This is a genomic window from Streptomyces sp. NPDC058469, from assembly GCF_042721125.1.
In the GTDB taxonomy this organism is placed as follows: Bacteria; Actinomycetota; Actinomycetes; order Streptomycetales; family Streptomycetaceae; genus Streptomyces.
On record NZ_JBHXME010000042.1, the window covers coordinates 44,270 to 63,712 of the forward strand.

Sequence of the window (19,443 nt, forward strand, 5' to 3'; positions counted from 1 at the left end):
CGTCACCATGTCACTCCTCGACACCCGCGCGCGCCGGCGAACACCCCCGACTCCGCCCCCGGTCGCCGCCCGCCCAGGCCTCGGCCGCCGTATCCGCGCCGCCAAATGGTCGTACCTCTATCTCGCCCCCATGGCGCTGCTCCTACTGGCCTTTGTGGTCTACCCGATCTTCGCGTCCTTCGGCTACACCTTCTACCGCTGGAACGGCATCGGTGAACCGGGCGACTACGTGGGCCTCGCCAACTTCCGGCAGATCCTCCATGACAGCATCTTCTGGGGCGCCGTCGAGCACACCTTCGTCTACGCCTTCGTGCTCGTCCCGGTGCAGCTCCTGCTGGCGTTGGCGCTCGCGCTGGTGCTGAACAACCCGAAGCTCAAGTTCGCGCTGTTCTTCCGGACCGTCTACTTCATCCCCGTCGTCACCTCGGCCGCGGTCGTCGGCGTCGTCATCCAGCTCATGCTCGCCAACTTCGGTGACTCGGCGGGCAGTCTGCTCGCCAAGACCGGGGTGACCGACGGGCACATCGACTGGCTCGGCGACCCGCACACCGCGCTGGCCGTGATCATCGCGATCGGCATCTGGCACACCCTCGGCTACAACCTCGTCTACTTCCTCGCCGGACTGCAGACCATCCCGGCCGAGCTGTACGAGGCGGCGAAGCTCGACGGCTGCGGACCGGTGCAGTCCTTCTTCCGCATCACCATCCCGATGCTGCGCCAAGTCGGCGTCGTCATCGTGGTGTTGGCGTTCATCGGCAGCTTCCAGGTCTTCGACCTGGTGCAGGTCCTCACCGGCGGCGGCCCCTACTTCGCCACCGAGGTCGTCAACACCTACATCTACCACCTGGCCTTCGGCGGCTCCGCCGGCGCCGCCGCCCAGCCCGACATCGGCCTGGCCTCCGCCGCCTCGTTCCTCTACGGACTGCTGCTCATCGTCTTCTCCGCGCTCCAGGTCCTCGCCCTGCGCGGGATCAGCCGACGGCGCACGGCCGCCAACCACTGAACGGCCGCCAACCAGCAAAGGGTCACGTCGATGTCCACCATGTCCCAACGTCCGCGCCCGCGACCGAGGTTGAGCCTGCGCCAAGGCCGACGCGGGCTGCTCTATCTCGCGCTGCTCGGCGGCGGCCTCATCTGGCTCTACCCGTTCCTGTGGGCGCTCGGCAGTTCACTCAAGAGCACCGACGGTTTCTTCTCCGGCGGGCTGAACCCGATCCCGTCCGAATTCCACTGGTCCAACTACAGCGAGGCCTGGACGCAGGCGGACTTCAGCCGGTTCTTCGTCAACACGGTCCTGTTCGCGACCGGCACGGTCATCGTGACGCTGCTCGCCACCTCCATGGCGGGCTACGTCCTGGCCCGCACCGACTTCCCCGGCAAGAAACTCTGGCTCGGCCTGGTCGGGGTGACGCTCTTCCTGCCGCACGGCTACACGATCATCCCGGTCTTCGACCTCATCCAGCGGCTCCATCTCCTCAATACCCTCTGGTCGGTGGTCATCGTCCAGTCGGCGGGCGGGATGGTCTTCGGCACCTTCCTCTTCATGGGCTACTTCACGACGATCGACCGGGGACTTGAGGACGCGGCCCGCGTGGACGGCGCGAACTTCCACCAGATCTTCTGGCGGATCATGCTCCCGCTGTCCGGACCGATGCTGGCCACCGTCGGCCTGTTCGCCTGCATCAACGCCTGGAACAGCTTCTTCATCCCGCTGGTCTTCACCCTCTCCCGCCCCGAACTGCACACCCTGTCCGTGGGCATGTTCAACTTCATCGGCCAGAACTCCACCGCGTGGACCCTGGTGTGCGCGGGGTCGGTCATCACCCTGCTGCCCATCGTCGTGATCTTCATCGTGCTGCAGCGGTTCTTCATCAACGGGCTGGCGGGCGCGGTCAAGCAGTAGCGGGGAGCGGCAGTCAAGGAGTAGTGAGCAGCGGCCGTCGGATCATCCGCCGCCGTCGAGGTCGGTGCGTTGCCGCAGCACCCGCAGTTCGTGACCGACGAGTTCCATCTCGTACAGCTTGCCGCGCGCGTTCTCGAACGGCCGGTGCAGGATCATCATCAGCCGGCCGTCGAACGTGTGGAACAGCATGCCGTGACCGCTGTCGTTCCGGATCAGCGGTCGCTGCTGCTGCCAAGGCCCGTTGATCTCACCGGACTTGGAGACGGCACAGGTCTGCACGTAACCACCGGTGAGGGTGCCGTCCGCGCCGAGCACGTTCTTCTCGTACGTCGACCACAGCATGAGCAGCGAACCGTCCGGGGTGCGGTACACCTGCGGTCCGTCCGTGACGTAGGGCGGGAGTTGGTGGGGTACACCGGCCGGGATCTCCTCGCCGATCCAGGGCGCGTCCGAGGCTTTGAAGAGGAAGACCGGGTCGCCGATCGTCCCGGTCAGGTCCGGGGCGAGCCGGATCGCCTCCATCGTGCCGTCGACGGTCTGCAGCCACTCGTGCGCGTACACCATCCACGGCTGACCGGAAGGGGCGACGTACAGCGTGCCGTCCAGGGTCATGAGGTGTCCGGGCGGGGTGGGGCGCGCGGGGTCGACCGGAGTGAAGGGGCCCAGCAGGGATTCGGACACGGCCGTGACCGTGCCGCGCCGGTGGTTCGCGAGCTGGAACGGCGTACCCCAACGGCCGGTTGGGGGCACCGGAAGCGGGCTGTGCTCGTCGTGCAGCGTGGTGAACAGGTAGTACCTGCCCTGCCATGCGTGCACCTCCGGCGCCCAACCCCCTTCGCTCGCCCAGAGGTTGTCCTGTTCCGCCGCCAGGAACACCACCGCCGGACGCGTCCAGTCGCGCAGGTCATCGCTGCGGTAGACCATCGTGCCGACGCCCTCCACACCCGACACGGACGGGTCGTTGGACGTGTAGAGGTGATAGATGCGGGTCGTGTCGTCGGCGACGACGAACGGATCGTGCAACGGCATGTCGGGAAGCCGCATGGGCTCGCTCACTGCGTCGGTCGACATGGTGTCACCGTAGGCCCCGCAAACCTCTTGCGCATCACAGCTGTTGAGGGAAAAACGCTTGGACCGCACGGGCGTCGGCGCGGGACACTGCCACTTCTGGCCTGCCCGTATTCCAGGCTGCCGTCGACATCACGGGGTGGGGGATGGGATCGCCTGAATCGCGCGACGTCGGGCCGCGCAAAGGCTCGGTGTCACTCGCACTTCGGTACTACGGACGGGAGTTGGCCCGGCTCCGCCGCTGGACCGCGCCCGCCACACTGCTGCCCGCCGTGGGCAACATCGGCATCAACTACGTCGCGCCGCTGATCATCGCCAAGCTCGTCGGCCGTATCGCCGGCGACGCGGGCATCAGCGTCCGTACGACACTGCCGTACGTCCTCGGGTTCGCCGGAGTCCTGCTGCTCGCCGAGGTGTTCTGGCGGCTCGGACTGCACTGTCTGAACCGGCTGGACGCGCTCGGTATCGAGCACCTGTATGTGATCGGCATGGACGAACTCTTCGCCAAGGACGCCGCGTTCTTCCACGACAACTTCGCCGGGTCGCTCACCAAGCGGGTGCTGAGCTTCGCCTCCCGCTTCGAGGAGTTCGTCGACACGATGACGTTCCAGGTGGTGGGCAGCCTGGTGCCGCTGCTGTTCGGCTCGGTCGTGCTGTGGCGCTACGAACCGCTGCTCGTCGTAGGCCTGTTGGCGATGCTCGCGCTCACGGCCCTGGTCGTGGCGCCCCTCATCCGGCGCCGTCAGGCACTCGTCGATCTGCGCGAGGAGGCCATCGCCCGGGTGTCCGGCCATGTCGCCGACAGCCTGATGAACATGGACACGGTCCGCGCGTTCGCCGCCGAGGAACGCGAGGCCGCCGAACACCGCTCCCGCGTCGCCCAGTCGAGGCGCCTCACCCTGCGCTCCTGGGACTACGGCAACCTGCGCATCGACACCCTGGTCGCGCCGCTCTCCGTGCTCACCAACGCGCTGGGCCTGCTTCTCGCGGTGGCCCTCGGCGGCGGCGAACACGGCGTCGAGGCGGTCGTGGTCGCCTTCACGTACTACACCAACGCGACCCGGATCATGTTCGAGTTCAACCAGATCTACCGGCGCCTGGAAAGCTCGATGACCGAAGCCGCCCAGTTCACCGAGCTGTTGATGGCACCCCCCACCGTGGTCGACCCGGCCTCGCCCGAGCCGCTGCGCGCCCGCGCCACCGACGTCCGCTTCGAGAACGTGACCTTCGCCCACGCCGGCGCGGACACCCTCTTCGACGGGCTCGACCTGGCCGTGCCCAGCGGCACGAAGATCGGCCTCGTCGGCCGGTCCGGCGGCGGCAAGACCACGCTCAGCCGGCTGCTGCTGCGGATGACGGACATCGACGCCGGCCGCATCCTGATCGGCGGCCAGGACATCAGCAAGCTGCGCCAGGCCGACCTGCGCAGCCTGATCGCCTACGTACCGCAGGACCCGGCGATGTTCCACCGCACCCTGCGGGAGAACCTCACCTTCGCCCGGCCCGACGCCACCGAGGCCGAGGTCCGTCGCGCGGCCGAGGCGGCGCACGTCACCGAGTTCGCCGACGCGCTGCCGGACGGCTTCGACACGATGGTGGGGGAGCGCGGGATCAAACTCTCCGGCGGACAGCGCCAACGGGTCGCCCTCGCCCGGGCGATCCTGCGCGACGCCCCGATCCTGCTGCTCGACGAGGCCACCAGCGCCCTCGACTCCGAGAGCGAGATCCTCGTCCAGGAAGCGCTGTGGCGGCTCATGGAGGGCCGTACCGCACTCGTGGTCGCGCACCGGCTGAGCACCGTCGCCGGCATGGACCGGCTCGTCGTCCTCGACCGCGGCCGGATCGTCGAACAGGGCGCGCACCAGGAACTGCTCGCCACGGACGGCGCCTACGCGAAGCTCTGGCGGCACCAGTCGGGCGGCTTCCTCGACGAAAGCCCCGAGCAGGCCGCCGACCTGCACTGACGGCCCGAACAGCGGCCGGGTTCCCGGGAGTTCAGCGATCGGATTCCCGGGACTTCGGCCATGCTTGGCGGACAACCGGTTTCTGGCAGACCGCGTTCCAGAGCCGTCTCGCCGAGGTTACCCAGTCTTTTCGAAAGTTCGCCCAAGGTCTTGACGCCGTTTCCGAGCCGGAAGAAGCTCTGCCCCAACGCGTGACAACCGGTTTCTATGGGAGGTGGTGCGGTCATGCGCCCACGTGCTGGTGCGCCCCTGAGTCGCCGACGATTTCTCGCCCTCTCGGCCACCGGTACGGCGGCCGGCGCGGCGGCGCTCAACGGCTGCGCCCTCCAGGTCTCCACCGGAGTCAGCGGAGCGGGCGAGACCGTCACGGTGATGGTCAAGGACGGGGACATCACCACCGACCAGGTCACGCAGGCCCACAAGGACCTCGGCATCAAGATCCACCTGGTGCGCTACGACCTCACCAAACTGATCGCGATGATGACCACCGGCGCTCCACCGGATCTGGTGCGCGGGGTCGGCGCCGTGGACGCCCCGTACTTCGTGGCCCGGGACGTCGCCGAGAACCTCGACCCCTACTTCGCCGGCAGCGGCGTCCTCAAGGCCGGCGACCTGGATCCGGTCAACGACCTGTGGCGCTACGACGGCCACACCCAGGGCAAGGGCCCGCGCTACGGCATGGCGAAGGACTTCTCCCAGGACTCCATGTACTGGTACAACACCGCACACTTCGACAAGGCGGGTGTCGCCTACCCGCCGGAGACCCAACCGGTCACCTATGAACAGTGGTTGGAGGACGCCAAGCGGCTCACCCAACGCAAGAACGGGCAGACGACGGTCTTCGGCGGCAGCTACAACGGTCTCAACGCCCCTGGTCTGCTCGCCGGGTTGACGGCTGCCGCCGGAGGCAGCCTGTTCAGCGGCGACTTCTCCCGCGTCGACTTCACCACCCCCGAGGCCCGCAGGGCGCTGGCCTGGTACATCGACTACTGCCGGGCCAAGGTCGGCCCGAGCCTGATCCAGCCCGACCCCAACACGTGGGACGGGCCCACCTACCAGGCCGGCCGGATGGCCATGGCGGGCGACGGCTACTGGCTCGGCGGCATGATCGACACCGACAGGAAGCTGGCACAGGTGTCCCGGCTCGCTCAGGCCCCGGTCTTCGCGGGCGGCCCGCGACGCAGCCCCTGCCAGGGCGGCACCGGCCTGTGGATGCCGAAGAAGGCACAGAACAAGGACGCCGCGTGGCGGGTCTTCGAGTGGTTCTTCGGGGAGGCGCCGGCCAAGGCGCGCGCGTCGAGCGGCTGGGGCATCCCGAGCCTGAAGTCCCTGCGTCCGCTGATGCCCGCTCAGGAGCCGTACCAGAAGAGGGCGTTGAGGGTGCAGGAAGCCGAGCTGACGCACTTCTCCGTGACCGCCTTCACGCCCTATGCCTCGGCGGACGCGCTCGCCGCCCTCTTCAACCGGGCCGCCCCCGCCGCCATGTCGGGCGGGATCTCGGTCGACACCCTCGCGGGCCGGCTGAACTCGTCCATGAACGAGCAGCTCAAGCGCGGTAAGGAGCAAGTGGGATGACGGCCGATCAGATCACCTCGGTCGCGGGCCGGTCCGGCGCGACCACGAGCGGCGAGCGGGCGCGGGCTGTGCGGCAGCCGCGGACCACCGCGACCGGGCGCAGGCACCGCGCGTTCTACATGTTCACCTCGCCCTGGATCGTCGGCTTCCTGCTGCTGACCGTCGTCCCCATGGCGTACGCGCTGTGGCTGAGCTTCACCACGTTCGACGGCATCTCGCCGCACTGGCGCTATGTCGGCCTCGGCAACTACCGCGAGTTGTTCTCCGACTCGGTGACCTGGGCCGCGCTCGGTCGCACAGGCCTCTTCGCGGTGACCTCCGTGCCGTTGTCGATCGCGGCGGGGCTCGGGCTCGCGGTCCTGGTCAACCGGCCGCTCAAGGTGCGCGGTCTGTTCCGCACCCTGCTCTATCTGCCCGCCGTGGTCCCGCCGGTGGGCGCGGGCATCGCCTTCAAGCAGCTCTTCGACCAGAACTCCGGTGCCGCCAACGGGGTGTTGAACGTCTTCGGCGTCAACGCCCTGGGCTGGCTGGCCGATCCGTACGCCCGCTACGTGTTGCTGATGAGCGTGTTGTGGACCGCCGGAAACATCATGATCATCTCGCTGGCGGGGCTCCAGGACGTCCCCCGCGAACTCCACGAGGCGGCCCGCATCGACGGGGCGAGCGCCTGGCGGACCTTCCGCAGCATCACCGTGCCGTTGCTGTCACCGGTGCTGCTCTTCCAGACCGTTACCGGCGTGATCGCCTCGGTGCAGACCATCATGCCGCTGCTGCTGGCGCCCGACGGCACCACGGGCGGCGTCACCGCGATCCCGCAGTCCAACTACCTCTACATGATGCATGTGTTCGCGGAGTACTTCGCGCTCGGCCGCTACGGCTACGCCTCCGCACTGCTGTGGGTGCTCTTCGTCCTGATCCTCGTCGTGACGGGACTCATCTTCAGGTTCACGTCCGGCGTGGTCTTCTACAACGTCGACCCGGAGGCCAACAAGTGAGCGCCACCAGCCCGTTCGCGAAGCCCCGGGTCCGCCTGCGGGCGGGCCGCCTGGTCCTCTACACCGTCCTCGTCGCCATCACGGGCCTGTTCCTCGGCCCCTTCGGCTGGCTCGTCCTCGCCGGACTGAAGACCCCCGCCGAACTCGCCGCCTCGCCCGTGCACTGGCTGCCCCAGCACATCCAGTGGCACGACTTCACCGACGCCTACCGGCTCATCGACTTCCTCGGCTACGCCCGCAACTCTTTGATCATCGCGACGACTTACGCGACCCTCGTCACCCTCAGCTCCGCCTGGGTCGGCTTCGGCTTCGCCCGCCTCTCCGCCCCGGGCAAGAAGACCCTGTTCGGCATCCTGCTCGGGTCGATGATGCTGCCCCAGATGATCACCCTGCTGCCGACCTACCTCATCTTCGCGAAGCTCGGCATGGTCGACACCTACTGGCCGTGGGTGCTGTGGGGACTGGCCGCCACGCCGTATCTCGTCTTCCTCTTCCGGCAGTTCTTCGCGGGCCTGCCAAGGGAGTTGGAGGAGGCGGCGATCGTCGACGGCTGCGGCTACGCCACCATCTTCTGGCGGATCTTCCTGCCACAGTCCTGGCCGGTCCTCAGCGCGAGCTTCGTGATCGCCTTCACCTGGACCTGGGGCGACTACATAGCCCCGCAACTCCTGCTGTCCACCGACCGCACCACCCTCGCGGTCGCCGTCATGTCCACCTACGTCACCTCGGCCGGCACCCCGGTCGCCGACCTCCAGGCCGCGGCCTCCGTGATGTACGTCGTCCCGATCCTCCTGATCTTCCTCGTCGCCCAGCGAGGGTTCGTCGCCGGGATGTCGACGAGCGGCCTCAAGTAAGCCCTCTTCTCCACCTGTTGCAAGGAGTCGCACCGTGAACAACACCCCCCTGTCCCGTCGTACGGCCCTCCAGGCGGCCGGTGCCACGGCGCTCGCCGCCGGACTGTCCGGGCTCACCGCCACGGCGGCCCACGCCGACGGCGGCCACAACTCCCGCCCCAAGCTGGTCACTTATCCGCGTCCCGCGACCATGCCGACCAACACCAGCTTCCAGGTGCGGGTGCGCAGCACCGCGCACGGCACCTGGCAGACCCTCGACATCTACCGGCCGCAGTTCGAGGAGATCAACGCGTCCACCGGGTCGGGCAAGGTCTACAGCTCGTCGATGGCGTACTTCGACTTCAACGGCTCGGTCGAGATCGAGGTGACCTACCTCAAGGGCGGCACAACCAAGGCCCGGGTGAGACCGGACGCGCTGGGCATCACGCCCGAACTCCTCGGCGACACCCTGCGGTTCACCCTCGACGAGCCGAAGGACGTCGTCGTCCAGATCAACGACGAGGTGTTCGACGCCCTGCACCTGATCACCAACCGCGTCGAGCACCACGTCCCGTCCGCCGACGACCCGAACGTCCTCTACTTCGGCCCAGGCGTCCACACCGTCACCGGCAACGTCCTCACCGTCCCCAGCGGCACGACCGTCTACCTCGCGGGCGGCGCCGTCCTGACCGCGCAGGTGTACTTCAAGAACGTCGAGAAGTCCCGCCTGATCGGGCGCGGGGTGCTCTACAACAACCCCGGCGGCTCCATCCTCAGCGAGGGCAGCAAGGACATCCGGATCGAGGACGTCATCATCCTCAACCCGGCCGGTTACGCGGGCACGTTCGCCGAGAGCGAGAACGTCCACGTCACCAAGGCGCGCGCGTTCAGCTCGAAGGGCAACGGTGACGGCTTCGACGTCTTCTCCTCGACCGGGATCACCTTCGACGGCTGCTTCATGCGCAACTCCGACGACTGCATCGCCATTTACTGCCACCGCTGGGACTACTACGGGGACACCCGCGACATCACCGTCAAGAACTGCACCCTGTGGGCCGACGTCGCCCACCCGATCAACGTGGGCACGCACGGCAACAGCGACGCCCCCGAGGTGATCGAGAACCTCGTCATCAAGAACATCGACATCCTCGACCACCGCGAACCCCAGATGAACTACCAGGGCTGCATCGCCCTCAACCCCGGCGACTCCAACCTGATCAAGAACGTGCGCATCGAGGATGTCCGGATCGAGGACTTCCGCTGGGGCCAGGTCATTTACATGAAGGTCATGTTCAACACGAAGTACAACACCTCGGTCGGCCGCGGCATCGAGGACGTGTACGTCAAGAACCTCAACTACACGGGAACCCGCGCCAACCCGTCCCTCTTCCTCGGCTACGACGCCGAACACGCCATCAACAACGTCACGTTCGAGAACCTGGTGATCAACGGGCTGGTCGTCGCCGACTCGATGAAGAAGCCCTCCTGGTACTACACCACCGACGAGATCCAGTGGTTCTACAACGAGCACGTGACGAACCTGAAGTTCCTCACGACCGCCGAAGCCGAGGCGGCCGCCGCGTCATGACCATCCCCGCACCTCTCGGACCTGTCGTTCGGATCCTTTCGCAGACGCGGGGCCTGGCACGCGCATCTGCCGCGTTGTCGTCACTCTCCCCCAGTCTCGGCTTCGCTCAACCGGGAGGGACTCCCATCGCTCCGCGTCGCCCGCGGCGGCAGCCGCTGATGACAACGTCTCCTCCGCCTTGCAACTGCACGCACCAGACCCCGCTCAGCGGTGTTGACGGGTTGCCGCCACTGTCCTGCGACCTGATCCGAACGACAGGCCCTAGCCGCCGGGGCTTCCTCGGCGGCACCGCGGCCCTGCTCCTGGCATCGGGCGCGAGCGGACTGCTCGTGCCCGGCACCGCCCGGGCCGCCGAGAACCACACCGAGGCTTTCACCCACCCCGGCCTACTGCACACCGCCGCCGACCTCGCCCGCATGAAAGCGGCGGTCGCCGCCAAGCAATCCCCGGTCTACGACGGCTACTTGGCGCTCGCGGCCCACGCCCGCTCCTCGTCGTCGTACGCCGTGCAGAACACGGGCCAGATCACCACCTGGGGACGCGGCCCCGCCAACTACCAGAACCAGGCCGTCGCCGACTCGGCCGCCGCCTACCAGAACGCCCTCATCTGGTCCGTCACCGGCGACACCGCACACGCCGACAAGGCCCGCGACATCCTCAACGCCTGGTCCGCCTCGCTCACCGCCATCACCGGAGCCGACGGCCCCCTCGGCGCGGGCCTCCAGGCGTTCAAGTTCGTCAACGCCGCCGAACTCCTCCGCCACACCGGCTACGACGGCTGGACCGCCGCCGACATCGCACGCTGCCAGGACTCTTTCCTCCGCGTCTGGTACCCGGCCCTGTCCTGCTACACGCTCTACGCCAACGGCAACTGGGACCTGACGTCCCTTCAATCCCTCCTGGCCATAGGCGTGTTCTGCGAGGAACCCACCCTCTTCTACGACGCGCTCCGCTTCGCCGCGGCCGGCGCCGGCAACGGCAGCGTCCTCCACCGCATCGTCACCGACGCGGGCCAGGGCCAGGAGAGTGGCCGTGACCAGGGCCACGAACAGCTCGCCGTCGGCCTGCTCGCCGACGCCGCACAGGTCGCCTGGAACCAGGGCGTCGACCTCTGGGGCTACGACGGCAACCGCATCCTCGCGAACGTCGAGTACGCCGCCCGCTACAACCTCGGCGGCGACGTCCCCTTCGTCCCCGACCTCGACCGCACCGGGAAGTACATCAAGCTGACCGTCTCGGCCACTTCGCGCGGCACCCTGCCGCCGATCTACGAGATGGCGTACGCGCATTACGCCGGTGTGCGCGGCCTGGACACCCCGTACACGAAGAACGCCGTCTTCCGCGGCACCGGCGGCACCCGGGTCGTCGAGGGCAGCAACGACGACCTGCCGAGCTGGGGCACCTTCGCCTACGCCGACGCCACGGCGCCCTCACCGACCGTGCCGACACCACCGGCCGGTGTCACGGCGGTCGGCAACGACCGTTCCATCACGGTGAGTTGGCTGCCGTCGACGTGGGCCGACTCCTACACGGTGCTGCGGGCGACCGACGCGGACGGCCGCTACGAGAAGATCGCCTCCGGCGTCGACCGGCCGACGTACACCGACCGGAACGTGCACACCGGACGGACGTACTACTACACGGTGGCCGCTTCCAACACCCTTGGCCGGAGCGGCAGTTCGGCATGGGCAGCAGCCTCCGCCGGTCTCCCCGGACCCTGGTCGACCCGGGACATGGGGGACGTGAAGATCCCCGGTTCCGCCGCTTTCGACGGCGAACGCTTCGTCCTGGAGGCGAGCGGCACGGCCGACACCTACCGTCTCGTCCACGTCCCGCTGCGCGGCGACGGCACGGTCACCGCGCGGATCGTGTGGCCGCTCAGCTCGCAGTACTCCAAGATCGGCGTCACCGTCCGGGCCTCGCTCGACGCGGACGCGGCGCACGCCTCGATGCTGATCCAGGGCCTGCCGCTGCACACCTGGAGCGGGGTGTGGACGGTACGCTCGTCGACCGGCGCGGAGATCTCCGCGACCGGCAGCACACCCGTACCGCCCTCCCAGCAGCAGGCGATCACGACCTCCGCCGCCTTCCCGATCTCCGACCTCGGCACGCTGCCCGAGTCGGCGACCCCGCTGGAGGCGCCGTACGTCGAAGGCGCGGGCGACGGCTACCGACTGCGGGCGCCCTACTGGGTGCGCGTGACCCGGAAGGGCGCGCGCTGCACCGGCGCCATCTCGCCGGACGGCACCCACTGGACCGAAGTCGGCTCCACCGCGGTCGAGTTGGGGCGTACCGCGTATGCGGGCCTCGCCCTCACCTCCTGCCTCGGCGTCGACGAGGACTACGCCGAGACCGGCACCGGCGCCTTCGACAACGTCAGCGTGACCTCCTCGTCCGGCGCGGCCTGGTGTGTGCCTCGCCCCGCCCGCACTGCCACCGACCTACGGGCCGAAACCGGCGCCGACGCCGTCGAGTTGGCCTGGACCGACCCGGACCTCTCCGCCGAGTACACGGTGCTGCGCGCCACGCGCACCGGCGGACCGTACGAGACCCTCGCCACCCGTGTCGGCCCGGTCGGCTTCGGCACCCGCGTCCGGTACACCGACGCGACGGGGACGCCGGGAACGACGTACCACTACACGGTCGCGAAGACCAACGCCGGTGGACGCGGGCCGCGTTCGGCGCGGGCGCAGGCGGTGATGCCGACCCCTGCGCAACCCCGACTCACCTCGGCCACCGCCGCGTTCACGAACCAGGGGGCCGCGTTCCGGCGTCTGCTGCGTGCCTCGCACGAGCCCGTGCGGTTCAGCGCGGACGGACTGCCCGCCGGTCTGCGCATCGACCGGCGTACCGGCCTCGTCTCCGGAACCCCCACGGAGACAGGGGAGTTCACGGTCGCGACGACCGCGGGCAACGCCTCCGGAACCGCGACCGGCACCCTCGCGCTCACGGTCGGCACCGCGCCGCCCGCGCCGTGGACGTACGGCGATCTCGGCGACACCGTGCTCGACGACCGTGACTTCGGGACGCTGGGCGTGGTGGCGATCACCACCCCGGGCAACACGTCGTACGACGGCGGCACCTTCACCGTGCGGGGCGCGGGCGTCGACCTGAACACCAACGGTCAGGGAATGACCGGGCAGTTCGTACGGCGGCCCGTGAGCGGTGACTGCGAGGTCGTCGCCCGGATCGTCTCCCGTAGCGGCGTGACCACCGACCGGGTGGGGCTGCTCATGGCGAAGTCCCTGTCGCCGTTCGACCAGGCCGCCGGAGCGATCGTCACCGGCGGGACCAGTGCCCAGCTCATGCTCCGCAAGACCGTGGCCGGTGCCTCCGCCTTCACCGGCGGCGCGGCCGTCACCCTCCCCGTCCTGCTGCGGCTGAAGCGCGCCGGGACCGTCTTCAGCGCAGCCCAGTCCACCGATGACGGTGTCACCTGGACCCTCCTCGCCGACGGAGAGATCCCCGGCTTCGGTGACGCCCCTTACCACGTCGGGCTGGTGGTCTGTTCACGCAGTCAACCGGTCCGCTGCACCACCGAGTTCGACGAGGTGAGCATCACGCCCACCTGATCCTTCACGGATTGGAGATGCACCGCAATGAGCCGCACGTCCCCCCACGAGCACCTCCGCAGAACCGAGTTGAGCCGCCGCGGTCTTCTGAAGACCGCCGGTGGTCTCACCGCAGCCGTCGCCCTCGGCGGCGCCACCGTGGCCACCGCCGCGCACGCGGCCCCGGCCACGTTCACCCACCCCGGCATGCTGCACAACGCCGGAGACATCAACCGGGCCAAGGTCAGGGTCGCGGCGGGAACCGACCCCTGGCTGTCCGGCTGGAACAGGCTGACCGCCAACTCCCACTCCCAGTCGACCTGGACGAACCGGGCGACGGCCACGATCATCCGGGGCGGCACGGGACAGAACTACAGCCTCCTCTACAACGACATCGCGGCCGCCTACCAGAACGCCCTGCGCTGGAAGGTCGGCGGCACCGAGGCCAACGCGGTCTGTGCCGCGAACATCCTCAACGCGTGGTCCAGGACGCTCACTTCGATCGGCGGCGACGCCGACCGGTTCCTCGCGGCCGGCCTGTACGGCTGGCAGTTCGCCAACGCGTGTGAACTGATGCGTGGCTACAGCGGGTTCGACCTCGCCGCCGCGCAGGGGCTGATGGCGAACGTCTTCTACCCGATGAACAACAGCTTCCTGACCAACCACAACGACGCCTGCATCACCAACTACTGGGCCAACTGGGACCTGTGCAACATGGCCTCCGTCCTGGCCATCGGGATCCTCAACGAGGACAGCGCCAAGTACGACCAGGCCGTCACGTACTTCAAGTCCGGTGCGGGCAACGGCTCCATCGCGCACGCGGTGCCGTACCTGTACACCGACTCGGACGGCTACGCGCTGGGCCAGTGGCAGGAGTCGGGCCGCGACCAGGGCCACACCGTCCTCGGCATGGGCCAGATGGGCGCGATCTGCGAGATGGCCTGGAACCAGGGCGACGACCTGTACTCGTACGACAGCCGTCGCTTCATGAGGGCCGCCCAGTACGTCGCGAAGTACAACAGCGGCGGCGACGTGCCCTTCACCACCTACACCTGGGGCACCGGGCAGAGCTGCGCCCAGTCGTCCCAGACGGTGGTCTCCTCGGCCTCGCGCGGCCAGATCCGCCCGGTGTGGGCGATGCTCCACTTCCACTACAACCGGCGCATCAGCCTCGACGACAAGTACATCTCGGCCATGTACTACGACCTCGTCGCGCCCGAGGGCGGGGGAGGTGACTACGGCTCCGACAGCGGCGGCTACGACCAGCTCGGTTTCGGCACCCTGATGTACGCGAAGTAGCGGCCCGGCATGTCCACGGGTCGGGCATCGGTGCCCGACCCGTGGACGCCCTCTTGACCCCGGGCGACGGCGGATCGACACTCCAGTAGGGAATCCTAGTGAACAGGTAGGGAAACATGGGGCGCCTTGAGCCGGTCACCACCAGCCGCGTGGGCCGTTCGCCTCTTCTGACCTCCCGCCGTCACATCGATCTGCTGCGGGTCTGCAGCGCGCTGAGCCCGCTGCGCTGAGCCCCGTCCTCCGCTCGACGACGCTTCCGCCGCGCGTACGTCCACGCGCCCGTACCCGGGGAGTCCCATGTCCAGCACGCCTCTCGCCGCCATCCCCTCACCCCGGTCCGCCCCCGCGTTCCGGGGCCGGATCGGGAGCGACGCGCGCAGTGGGCACTACGCCGTGCCGCGCCGCTACCGCCTCCATCTCTCCACGGCCTGCGCCGACGGGCTGCGCATCGCCGTCACCCACAGCCTGCTCGGTCTCGACGAGAGCTGTCCGGCCGTGTTCCTGTCCGCCGTGCCCGACTGTCCGAGTGGTGGACACTCCGCGCTGCGCCCGCTCTACGAGGCGAGCGCGCACCGCTACTCCGGACCGGCCGCCGCGCCGGTGCTCAGCGACGACTGGTCCGGCCGGATCGTCAGCACCCACGCCCCCGACATCACGCGCGACCTCGCCCGGCACTTCGGGGAGGGCGGACCCCGGCTGTACCCGTGCGGCGCCGAGTCGGAGATCGAGGCCGTCGAGCGGCTGTGCGCGCAGGGCATCGAGGACGCCGCGCAGCGCGCCGGCGCGGCCGGCGTCGAGCAGGAGGAGCGCGACGAGGCGCTCGGCCGGCTGCTGGAGACGCTGGGCTCGCTGGACCGGTGGCTGGACGGTCGCGAGCACATGATCCGGGACGAACTCACCGCCGCCGACGTCGAGTTGTGGGTGTCGCTGGTGCAACTCGACACTGTGCACCGCAACCACCTGGACGCCGCCGCCGTGCAGCGCATCGCCGACCACCCCCACCTGTGGGCCTACGCCCGCCGCTTGGCCGCCCACCCGGCCTTCGGCACCCACCTCGACCTCGACGGCATCGCCCGCCGCCACCATGCCCACTGCCGGGGCCTGGAGGCCGCCGGCGCGGCTGTCCAGATCCTGGACTGGGCTGCCCACGCGGCGGACGAAACCGGGGCTTGTCGCAGCTGAGCGGATTCCGAGCCGTCCATTTACTGGACGGGCATTGACATGCGTTCGGACAATTGTCTTAACTTGCGACCTAGAACGGTCATGAGTGTCAGCAACAAGCCCTGGCTTGCTGACCGGCAACCCTCGCACGCGGTGGGGTGCCCCAGGTGACGACCGGACCGGATGACGTTTCGGTAAGCGCGAGGCCCTGCGGGGCCGGAACAGTGACAGGTGACGCCATGTACGCAGCTCCCAGGACGGCCGTGAGCCGCCCGCAGGGCTGCGTACGGTCGTACGCCAACCTGTTCGTCGCCGACCGCGCTGTCGATCTGCTCCGGGTGAGCAGCGCACTGTGTACCGCACCGGGCCGCGCCCGCTGTCGGGCCTGACGACCAGTCGGCCCACGCACCTCTGACGCACACCCGCCCCCGCCGGTGTGCCAGCCCCCTCCCCGCCCCCGGTCCCGTGCACCCGCGCGTGCCGCCCGCTGTCGCGCGTCCACCGCCACGGACCGGGGTCTGTGAACCCGCCGGAGCCCGCCATGACTGAACCCCCAGGCGCCACCGTGTCCCTGGCCGACGCCCCGTCCGCCGATGCCCCGTCAAAACCCCTGACAGCACAGCGAGTTCAGCCGCTGCGTCGGCCCGGCCGGTGGATCGTCACCCTGGTCGTGCTGGTTCTGGTCGCCCAGTTCGTCCACGGCCTGGCGACCAACCCCTTCTACCAGTGGAGCCGGTTCGGCTACTGGTTCCTGCGCCCGACGATCCTCGACGGCCTCGTCATCACCCTCGAAGTGGCCGCACTGAGCGCGGTGTTGGGCCTCCTCGGCGGCATCCTGCTCGCCCTGGCCCGGCTCTCGAAGAGTCCTGTGCTGCGCGCGACGAGCTGGACCTATGTGTGGGCACTGCGCTCGATCCCGCTCATCGTGGTGCTGATCTTCCTCTACAACTTCAGCGCCCTCTACCAGACGCTCAGCATCGGCGTCCCCTTCGGCCCCGCCTTCTTCTCCTTCGACGAGTCGAAACTGGCCACCGACATGGCCGTCGCCGTCGTCGGCCTCAGCCTCAACGAGGCGGCCTACGCGGCCGAAGTGGTCCGCGGCGGCATCCTCTCCGTCGACCAGGGCCAGCACGAGGCGGCCTCCGCCCTCGGCCTGCCGAAGAGCTACCAGTTCCGCAGAATCGTCTTCCCGCAGGCGCTGCGCTCCATCACCCCGAACTACGTCAACCAGCTGATCGGCCTGATCAAGAGCACCTCACTGGTCTTCTACGTCTCGCTGCTCGACCTGTTCGGCTCCGCGCAGACGATGGGCTCCACCTACCCCGGTGACATCGTGCCGCTGCTCCTGGTCGTCACCGTCTGGTACCTGGTCCTCACCAGCGTCGTGTCCGTCATCCAGTTCTACGTCGAGCGGCACTACGCCCGGGGCGCCACCCGCTCCCTGCCGCCGACCCCGATCCAGAAACTCCGCACCGGTGTCACCGACCTGCGGGCCCGCATCCGCAGGGAGGCCGCCGTATGACCACGAACACCGTCGAACCGCTGACGGACATCACACCAGCCGCCGTAGAAGTGCACGACGTCCACAAGTGGTACGGCGCGCACCGGGTGTTGGACGGCGTCGACCTGACCGTACGGCCCGGCGAGGTCACCGTGATCCTCGGCCCGTCCGGGTCCGGGAAGTCCACGCTGCTGCGGGTCATCAACCACCTGGAGAAGCCCGAGATCGGCTACGTCAGCGTCAACGGCGAGCTGATCGGAGTGAGGCAACAGGGCGGGAGGCTCAAGGAGTTGAGCGAACGCGCCATCCTCGCCCAGCGCAGCCGGATCGGGTTCGTCTTCCAGAACTTCAACCTCTTCCCGCACCTGACCGTCCTGGACAACGTGGCCGCGGCACCGGTCGCCACCGGCAGGCTCGGCAAGCCCGAAGCCCTGGAGCTGGCCCGCGAGTTGCTCGGCCGCGTCGGTCTGGCCGAGAAGACCGGCGCCTACCCGAGGCAGCTGTCCGGCGGCCAGCAGCAGCGCGTGGCCATCGCACGTGCCCTCGCCCTGCGTCCCGGCGTCATCCTCTTCGACGAACCCACCTCCGCCCTCGACCCCGAACTCGTCGGCGAAGTCCTCGCCGTCATCAAGGACTTGGCGACCAGCGGCACCACCCTCGTCATCGTCACCCACGAGATCGGCTTCGCCCGCGAGGTCGCCGACCGGGTCGTCTTCATCGACGGCGGAAAGATCGTCGAGCAGGGCCCGCCGCACGAGGTCCTCGACAAGCCGCAGCACGAGCGGACCAGGGACTTCCTCAGCAAGGTCCTCTGAACCCCACCCGCGCTCCCACCACTTCCACCTTCAGCAGCCCCTAACACCGAGCCTAGGAACAGCCATGTCTACTCTCAGCCTTCGCGGCAGACTCACTCGCGGACTCACCGCGGGAACCGTTCTCGCTTCCCTCGCCGGCGGGCTCGCGGCCTGCGGCGGCGACAGTGACGCGGCCACCACGTCCGGCAGCGCCGCCTCCGGCACGGTCACCGTGGGCGCTCTCTCCAACGGTGCCGCCAAGGAGGCGACACTCAAGGTCGCCGAAGTGAAGTCGATCAGCGCCGAGTTGCCCAAGTCCATCGCGAAGAGCGGCAAGCTGGAGATCGGCGTCGGCTTCCTGCCCGCAGGCTCTCCGCCGCTCGGCTACGTCGGCTCGGACCAGAAGACCCTCACCGGTTCGGAGACCGACATCGGCCGCCTGGTCGCCGCGGTCCTCGGTCTCAAGCCGGTGCTGAAGAACTCCACTTGGGAGAACCTCTTCATCGGCCTGGACAGCGGCAAGGTCGATGTCGCCTTCTCCAACGTCACCGACACCGAGGAGCGCAAGGCGAAGTACGAGTTCGCCTCCTACCGGGAGGACAACCTCGGCTTCGCAGTGAAGGCGAGCAACAGCTGGAACTTCGACGGCAGTTACGAGAACCTCGCCGGCAGGACCGTCGCCGTGGGCGCGGGCACCAACCAGGAGCGGATCCTCCTGGAGTGGAAGAAGAAGCTGGCGGCCGAGGGCAAGAAGGCGCTCACCGTCAAGTACTTCCAGGACAACAACAGCACCTATCTCGCGCTGGCCTCCGGGAAGATCGACGCCTACCTCGCCCCGAACCCCTCGGTCGCCTACCAGGTCTCCTCGACCAAGGGCACGGCGAAGGCGGTCCGCAACGGAGGCACGTACTCCGGCGCCGGATCCTCCCTCCAGGGCCTGATCGCGGCCACCGCGAAGAAGAACAGCGGCCTCGCCAAGCCCCTCGCGGACGCCATCAACTACCTGATCAAGAACGGGCAGTACGCCAAGTGGCTGGCCGCCTGGAACCTCTCCAACGAGGCAGTCGCCAAGTCCGAGGTCAATCCGCCCGGACTGCCGCTCAGCGACTCCTGACCCCGAACTCATGGGCGACCTGGAGTCCCGCAAAGTGCGCCTCGTCGAGGTCACCACCCCCGAGCCGTCCCCCTTCGCCCGCTCCCTCCTCTTCGGA

At 68.7% G+C, this 19,443-nt stretch carries 16 protein-coding genes and 1 riboswitch; of the genes, 15 read left to right on the forward strand and 1 reads right to left on the reverse strand.

Annotated features, from left to right (window positions below; all coding sequences use genetic code 11):
- The first annotated feature begins 7 nt into the window (after nucleotides 1-7).
- Together ACFWP5_RS19900 and ACFWP5_RS19905 are read left to right on the forward strand one after the other, a co-directional pair.
- The gene (locus ACFWP5_RS19900; RefSeq protein WP_384157813.1) at nucleotides 8-1,003 is read left to right on the forward strand and encodes a carbohydrate ABC transporter permease; all 996 of its coding nucleotides are present in this window, start codon (nucleotides 8-10) and stop codon (nucleotides 1,001-1,003) included.
- Nucleotides 1,004-1,033: 30 nt separating this feature from the next.
- The gene (locus ACFWP5_RS19905; RefSeq protein ID WP_384157816.1) at nucleotides 1,034-1,903 is read left to right on the forward strand and encodes a carbohydrate ABC transporter permease; all 870 of its coding nucleotides are present in this window, start codon (nucleotides 1,034-1,036) and stop codon (nucleotides 1,901-1,903) included.
- 42 nt (nucleotides 1,904-1,945) lie between these two features.
- Here ACFWP5_RS19905 and ACFWP5_RS19910 read toward each other — a convergent pair whose 3' ends face one another.
- Complete coding sequence (locus tag ACFWP5_RS19910) at nucleotides 1,946-2,974, reverse strand: glycoside hydrolase family 43 protein (protein ID WP_384157819.1); 1,029 nt, start codon at nucleotides 2,972-2,974, stop codon at nucleotides 1,946-1,948.
- Between the two features lie 143 nt (nucleotides 2,975-3,117).
- Between ACFWP5_RS19910 and ACFWP5_RS19915 the strand changes: the two genes are divergently transcribed.
- The 13 genes from ACFWP5_RS19915 to ACFWP5_RS19975 all read left to right on the forward strand — a co-directional run bounded on the left by ACFWP5_RS19915 (nucleotide 3,118) and on the right by ACFWP5_RS19975 (nucleotide 19,346).
- Nucleotides 3,118-4,935, forward strand: a complete 1,818-nt coding sequence (locus ACFWP5_RS19915; protein ID WP_384157822.1) for an ABC transporter ATP-binding protein — start codon at nucleotides 3,118-3,120, stop codon at nucleotides 4,933-4,935.
- A 225-nt stretch (nucleotides 4,936-5,160) separates the two neighbouring features.
- Nucleotides 5,161-6,510 carry an extracellular solute-binding protein gene (locus ACFWP5_RS19920; RefSeq protein ID WP_384157825.1) on the forward strand — a complete coding sequence of 450 codons (1,350 nt, stop codon included), beginning with the start codon at nucleotides 5,161-5,163 and terminating at the stop codon, nucleotides 6,508-6,510.
- Nucleotides 6,507-7,505, forward strand: coding sequence for a carbohydrate ABC transporter permease (locus ACFWP5_RS19925; RefSeq protein WP_384157828.1), 999 nt, complete (start codon nucleotides 6,507-6,509; stop codon nucleotides 7,503-7,505). The genes ACFWP5_RS19920 and ACFWP5_RS19925 overlap by 4 nt, the downstream gene beginning before the upstream one ends.
- Complete coding sequence (locus ACFWP5_RS19930) at nucleotides 7,502-8,359, forward strand: carbohydrate ABC transporter permease (protein WP_384157831.1); 858 nt, start codon at nucleotides 7,502-7,504, stop codon at nucleotides 8,357-8,359. The genes ACFWP5_RS19925 and ACFWP5_RS19930 overlap by 4 nt, the downstream gene beginning before the upstream one ends.
- 34 nt (nucleotides 8,360-8,393) lie before the next feature.
- Entirely contained in the window at nucleotides 8,394-9,926 is a 1,533-nt protein-coding gene (locus ACFWP5_RS19935; protein ID WP_384157834.1) for a glycosyl hydrolase family 28 protein, read from the forward strand.
- Nucleotides 9,927-10,255: 329 nt separating this feature from the next.
- Nucleotides 10,256-13,498 carry an alginate lyase family protein gene (locus ACFWP5_RS19940; RefSeq protein WP_384157864.1) on the forward strand — a complete coding sequence of 1,081 codons (3,243 nt, stop codon included), beginning with the start codon at nucleotides 10,256-10,258 and terminating at the stop codon, nucleotides 13,496-13,498.
- Nucleotides 13,499-13,525: 27 nt separating this feature from the next.
- Nucleotides 13,526-14,776 carry an alginate lyase family protein gene (locus tag ACFWP5_RS19945; RefSeq protein WP_384157837.1) on the forward strand — a complete coding sequence of 417 codons (1,251 nt, stop codon included), beginning with the start codon at nucleotides 13,526-13,528 and terminating at the stop codon, nucleotides 14,774-14,776.
- Between the two features lie 116 nt (nucleotides 14,777-14,892).
- Entirely contained in the window at nucleotides 14,893-15,006 is a 114-nt protein-coding gene (locus ACFWP5_RS19950; protein ID WP_363093428.1) for a putative leader peptide, read from the forward strand.
- A gap of 67 nt (nucleotides 15,007-15,073) precedes the next feature.
- Nucleotides 15,074-15,958, forward strand: a complete 885-nt coding sequence (locus ACFWP5_RS19955; protein WP_384157842.1) for a glutathione S-transferase C-terminal domain-containing protein — start codon at nucleotides 15,074-15,076, stop codon at nucleotides 15,956-15,958.
- A gap of 77 nt (nucleotides 15,959-16,035) precedes the next feature.
- A riboswitch (SAM riboswitch) is annotated at nucleotides 16,036-16,144 on the forward strand.
- 32 nt (nucleotides 16,145-16,176) lie between these two features.
- A complete protein-coding gene (locus tag ACFWP5_RS19960; RefSeq protein WP_384157845.1) occupies nucleotides 16,177-16,326 on the forward strand; it encodes a hypothetical protein in 150 nt (49 codons plus the stop codon).
- 152 nt (nucleotides 16,327-16,478) lie between these two features.
- Nucleotides 16,479-17,459, forward strand: a complete 981-nt coding sequence (locus ACFWP5_RS19965; RefSeq protein ID WP_384157848.1) for an amino acid ABC transporter permease — start codon at nucleotides 16,479-16,481, stop codon at nucleotides 17,457-17,459.
- A complete protein-coding gene (locus tag ACFWP5_RS19970) occupies nucleotides 17,456-18,253 on the forward strand; it encodes an amino acid ABC transporter ATP-binding protein (RefSeq protein ID WP_384157851.1) in 798 nt (265 codons plus the stop codon). The genes ACFWP5_RS19965 and ACFWP5_RS19970 overlap by 4 nt, the downstream gene beginning before the upstream one ends.
- A gap of 64 nt (nucleotides 18,254-18,317) precedes the next feature.
- Nucleotides 18,318-19,346, forward strand: coding sequence for an ABC transporter substrate-binding protein (locus ACFWP5_RS19975; protein WP_384157854.1), 1,029 nt, complete (start codon nucleotides 18,318-18,320; stop codon nucleotides 19,344-19,346).
- Nucleotides 19,347-19,443: the final 97 nt, after the last annotated feature.

What these genes read in the sequence shown, in the direction of transcription:
- ACFWP5_RS19900 (WP_384157813.1), top strand. Translation starts at nt 8, where the DNA reads ATGTCACTCCTCGACACCCGCGCGCGCCGGCGAACACCCCCGACTCCG.
- ACFWP5_RS19905 (WP_384157816.1), top strand. Translation starts at nt 1,034, where the DNA reads ATGTCCACCATGTCCCAACGTCCGCGCCCGCGACCGAGGTTGAGCCTG.
- ACFWP5_RS19910 (WP_384157819.1), bottom strand. Translation starts at nt 2,974, where the DNA reads ATGTCGACCGACGCAGTGAGCGAGCCCATGCGGCTTCCCGACATGCCG.
- ACFWP5_RS19915 (WP_384157822.1), top strand. Translation starts at nt 3,118, where the DNA reads ATGGGATCGCCTGAATCGCGCGACGTCGGGCCGCGCAAAGGCTCGGTG.
- ACFWP5_RS19920 (WP_384157825.1), top strand. Translation starts at nt 5,161, where the DNA reads ATGCGCCCACGTGCTGGTGCGCCCCTGAGTCGCCGACGATTTCTCGCC.
- ACFWP5_RS19925 (WP_384157828.1), top strand. Translation starts at nt 6,507, where the DNA reads ATGACGGCCGATCAGATCACCTCGGTCGCGGGCCGGTCCGGCGCGACC.
- ACFWP5_RS19945 (WP_384157837.1), top strand. Translation starts at nt 13,526, where the DNA reads ATGAGCCGCACGTCCCCCCACGAGCACCTCCGCAGAACCGAGTTGAGC.
- ACFWP5_RS19950 (WP_363093428.1), top strand. Translation starts at nt 14,893, where the DNA reads ATGGGGCGCCTTGAGCCGGTCACCACCAGCCGCGTGGGCCGTTCGCCT.
- ACFWP5_RS19955 (WP_384157842.1), top strand. Translation starts at nt 15,074, where the DNA reads ATGTCCAGCACGCCTCTCGCCGCCATCCCCTCACCCCGGTCCGCCCCC.
- ACFWP5_RS19960 (WP_384157845.1), top strand. Translation starts at nt 16,177, where the DNA reads ATGTACGCAGCTCCCAGGACGGCCGTGAGCCGCCCGCAGGGCTGCGTA.
- ACFWP5_RS19965 (WP_384157848.1), top strand. Translation starts at nt 16,479, where the DNA reads ATGACTGAACCCCCAGGCGCCACCGTGTCCCTGGCCGACGCCCCGTCC.
- ACFWP5_RS19970 (WP_384157851.1), top strand. Translation starts at nt 17,456, where the DNA reads ATGACCACGAACACCGTCGAACCGCTGACGGACATCACACCAGCCGCC.
- ACFWP5_RS19975 (WP_384157854.1), top strand. Translation starts at nt 18,318, where the DNA reads ATGTCTACTCTCAGCCTTCGCGGCAGACTCACTCGCGGACTCACCGCG.